This window comes from Mycobacterium sp. (assembly GCF_035603715.1).
In the GTDB taxonomy this organism is placed as follows: domain Bacteria; phylum Actinomycetota; class Actinomycetes; order Mycobacteriales; family Mycobacteriaceae; genus Mycobacterium.
Map to the genome: position 1 here is coordinate 1 of NZ_DATNJW010000435.1, position 4,047 is coordinate 4,047.

A 4,047-nucleotide genomic window follows, 5' to 3' on the forward strand; every position below is an offset into this window, starting at 1 on the left:
CGCACCGTGCTCATCGAAAACCGCTGGCGCGCACTCGGTCACCGATTCGGGGTGGTACACGGCGACGCCGGGATACCCCTTGCCGATAGACCCGGCGGGCGTGCCGTCTTCGCGGGTGACGATGACCGCGAACTCGCTGGATCCGAAGCTGTCGACCACCCGGCAGCCGAACCGCCGGGCGAATTCGTCGATATCGCGATCGGTTGCCTCGTTGCCGAACGCGATCCGCAACGTGTTGTCGGCATCGTCGGCCCGCTCCGGGGTAGCCAGCATCAGGGCCAGCGGCTTGCCGACGTAGTTCATGTAGGTGACGTGGTAGCGACGGATGTCATCGAGAAACCTCGACGTGGAGAACCGGGCGGGCACCATCGCCGCACCGCTACCGATGGCCACCGCCCAGCCTGCCGCCACACCGTTGGAGTGAAACAGCGGCATCGACAGGTAGCAGACATCGTCGGCGGTGACGTCGTACTGCCCGATGAGGCTTGCTCCGCAGAGAATCGCCATCACGTGGGCGAACCGAACTGCCTTCGGATCGCCGCTGGTTCCCGACGTGAAGATCATCATCAAGGTGTCGGCCGGTTCGACCTCGCGCCACGGCACCAGCGGCGGCGCGACCGCGACCGCGTCGAGGTAACGCTGCGACGCCACGTCGAGTACGGTGATGCCGTCAAGGTGCAAGCCGTCCAGCAGCGCTAGATGGTCGGAATCAGCAAGCAGCAGTTGGCAATCCGCGCGCCGGATGTCGGACAGCAACCCGCCGCCGCGGCGGGTGGTGTTGATCCCGCACAACACGTACCCGCCCAACCCGGCCGCCGCCATCGAGCGGAGCATCGCCGGCGAGTTGCCGAGCAGCGCGCCGACGTGCAGCGGACGAGCTGTGTCGGCCAGACCGATCAACGCCGACGCCTCGCTCGCAGCTTCGGCAAGGTGCTCGCGCCAGGTCCAAGTCCGATCGCCATACGCGACGGCGAGGGTGTCGTCGCCCATCCGGGATCGCAGCAACTGCTGCACGGTCTCAAACATCGGTTGGCTCCGGCCGATACCGCAGCAAGGTGACTCCACTGTCGGGAATGTCGCAGAACACCGGGCTCACCCGCATTCCTATCCGGACATCGGCCGGATCCACGTCCACCAGCTCGGTGCTGAACCGCGGTCCGGCGTCCCACTCGACGACGGCGAGGATCTGCGGCGGCGAATCCGCCCACGGTGGGCCGGTGGGCCGGCGCGCCACCGTGAATGTGTATACCGATCCGGCGCCGCCGATTTCGCGCCACTCCAGGTCGTCGGCCAGTGTGCCCGGCGCCAGCGTGCGCGGATAGAACACATGCCGCCCCAGTGACGGCGAATACTGGACCAGGATCCGGTGTTCGGTGAGCGCATGCCAGAACGGCGCTGACACCGGGGTGGCTTCGGGAAGTGGTGTCGCCTCGGTCATCTCAGTCACCACCCAGAACCAGCGCGACTTGTTCACTCATGATCCCGCCGGTGCCGCTGACGAATGCGTGGTTGCAGTCGGCGACCTGCGCCGCGGCGGCCCGGCCCATCACCTGACGCGCAGCGTCGACCACGTGGTGCATGCCGCCGGCCATCCCAGCTTGCCCGAATGAGAGCTGCCCGCCCGCGGTGTTGAGCGGAAAGTCGCCCGCATAAGTGAGGTCGCGCTGGTTGACCCAATCCATGCCTTCGCCTTTGCCGCAAAAACCGGCGTCTTCCAGGGTCATCAAGACGGTGATGGTGTAGCAGTCGTAGAGCGATGCCATGTCGACGGCTGATGGGTCCAGCCCCGCCATCGCGAAAGCGCGTTCGGCGGCGCGCGCGATCGGCGTCGTCATCAAGTCTTCGGCGTAGGTCGCGGTCTTGAAGGCGATGTGCTCGCCGAATCCCTTGACCCACACCGGACGGTGACGGGCACGGCGGGCCACGTCGGCGTTGGCGACCAGCACACCCACACCGCCCTGCACCCGCATCACCGTCTCCAGCATGTGGATCGGATCGGCGATCATCGGGCTGGCCAGAACGTCGTCGGCGGTGATGGGCTTGCCGTGGAACACCGCGCCGGGATGCGCGCACGCATTCGTACGCTGGTCGACCGCGATCTTCGCCAGAGCTGTTGGGTCGTAACCGAAGAGCGCGGCGTACCGCTGCGCGATCTGCGCGTAAGGCCCGTTCTGGCCTACGTTGCCGTATGGGATTTCGAACTCGGCCTGCGGGGAGCCGTACTTGTTGCTGGACGCACCGAACCACCCAGGTTGCGGCGGCGGGTGGCGAGTCGACGTCGGCAGCACCGCCGAACCGGGCACGACCGCGAGCACCGCGTCGCACAACCCGAGTTCGACGGCGACCGCTGCGCGCCACACCATCCCGGCCGATGTTGCGCCACCAAGGTCGACGCGTTCACCGAAATTCACCGGCAGGCCCAGATATTCGGCGAGGGTGGCCGGGGCGAACATGTCGGATTCCGCCAAGCCGTGACATATCAGGCCGTTGACCACCGCCGCGTCCACGCCGGCATCCTCGACGACCATCTTGGCCAGCAGCGCGTACTGGTCGAGGGTGAACGACGGTGGGCGGGATTGCTTGCGCTCGGCGGGCAGTTCGGCGATCCCGATGATCGCCGCATCGCCGCGCAGCCCCGTCACGGCTGGTCCCCGCGCAGCGGCAGGGCAACCGTGGCGGTGCCCGGCATCAGCACGGTGTCGCCGCGGCGCCCGGCGATTTCCAGGTCGACCAGACCGAAGTTGTCGGCCAGCCGCTTCGCGGTCACCGATCCGCCGAAGTTCAGCTCCGCGCCTGCTATTGCAACCGCCCGGTTCTGCACCGAGTACTCGACCAATCGGCCACGCCCGCCGATCCAGTCGGTGATGGCGCGGGCCAGCAGTGCGGCCTGCAGCGGCCCCTGCACGATGACGTCGTCATAACCCTCGACCGTTCGCGCCCAGTCTTTGTCGTAGTGGATCCGGTGACCGTTGTACGTCGCGGCGCTGAAGAAGAACAACTGTCGTTCATCGGCCGTCACCGCCAGCGTCGGCAAGGTGTCGCCCGGATGGACGTCCTCGTAGAAGATCTGCTCGCGGGCCACAGCACTCCCTAGGGTCTGGCGATCATCGATGTTGTTGCCTCTGCGACCAATTCGCCCCGCTGATTGCGGTAGACGGTTCGCCAGGTGACTAGAACGAACCTGCCGGAACGGCCCTGCTTCTCCACGATCGACTCGATCGTTCGCGCCATCTCGATCTCATCGCGGTGATACGCCGGTCGGTGAAACGTGGTGCTCTCCCCGCCGGCCATGCGTTTGGGAGCACGGGGAAAGGCAAGGCTGCCGGACACGGCTCCGGACGACCCATCCGGCCGCAAGCCGTCCAGCGGCGTGACTCCCAGAATGGCGTACTGCAGGTAGAGCGGTGGGCAGATGATGTCGCGATAGCCTTGGGCACGAGCGTATTCGGGGTCGAACCACAGTGGATTGTGGTCACCGACCGCCGCGGCCCACCGTTGCCAGTCGCGCCGGTTGACTTCACCCGTCGCCGTGGCCGCTACCGTTCCCACTCGCGACGCCGACTCGGCGTCGATCAGACTCTGTTCGCTCACGCCTCGTCCTCCAGCCACGTCGCCGCGACATCCGCCCCGCCGCCCAGTGTCGACAACACCCGGGCCCGCTCGGAGAACAGATGCAGATCGGTCTCGACCACATAGCCCATGCCGCCGTGCAGCTGGTGCGCATCGAGCGTTATCAGTTTCGCCGCGGTCGCCGCGTGCATGCGGGCAATCGCGGTCTGACGGGTGGCGGTGTGGCCCCTGCCGATCTGGAACACCGCCGACTGAGCGGCGAGCCGCGCCGCGGCCAGCGCGATGTGCATATTCGCCACCAGATGCTGGGCGGCCTGAAACGACGCGATGGGCCGTCCGAACTGGTGCCGCAGCTTCGTGTACTCAACGGTGCGGGACAACACGGCCTGCCCGGCGCCCACTAAGTCGAGCGACCCCAACGCCACCGCGGTGTTGGCCACCCGGCGCAGCGCGGGTGCGGTAACACCGGCGAGCACG

Annotated in this window: 6 protein-coding genes; all 6 read right to left on the minus strand. The window is 67.1% G+C overall.

The genetic code is table 11. The annotated features are described in order from the left end of the window. Window positions 1-1,026 (minus strand): AMP-binding protein (locus VN856_RS18020; protein ID WP_325691460.1); only part of this gene is annotated, 1,026 nt, incomplete at its 3' end. Continuing rightward, window positions 1,019-1,438 (minus strand): Zn-ribbon domain-containing OB-fold protein, encoded by a 420-nt coding sequence (locus VN856_RS18025; RefSeq protein ID WP_325691464.1) that lies wholly within the window; start codon window positions 1,436-1,438, stop codon window positions 1,019-1,021. The genes VN856_RS18020 and VN856_RS18025, both read right to left, overlap by 8 nt. A 1-nt stretch (window position 1,439) precedes the next feature. Then, a complete protein-coding gene (locus VN856_RS18030; RefSeq protein ID WP_325691466.1) occupies window positions 1,440-2,642 on the minus strand; it encodes a thiolase family protein in 1,203 nt (400 codons plus the stop codon). Beyond that, a complete protein-coding gene (locus VN856_RS18035) occupies window positions 2,639-3,082 on the minus strand; it encodes an acyl dehydratase (RefSeq protein WP_325691468.1) in 444 nt (147 codons plus the stop codon). The genes VN856_RS18030 and VN856_RS18035 overlap by 4 nt, the downstream gene beginning before the upstream one ends. 8 nt (window positions 3,083-3,090) lie before the next feature. After that, window positions 3,091-3,591, minus strand: coding sequence for a MaoC family dehydratase (locus VN856_RS18040; RefSeq protein ID WP_325691470.1), 501 nt, complete (start codon window positions 3,589-3,591; stop codon window positions 3,091-3,093). Then, on the minus strand, window positions 3,588-4,047 hold a 460-nt coding region (locus VN856_RS18045), incomplete at its 5' end, for an acyl-CoA dehydrogenase family protein (RefSeq protein ID WP_325691472.1). The genes VN856_RS18045 and VN856_RS18040, both read right to left, overlap by 4 nt.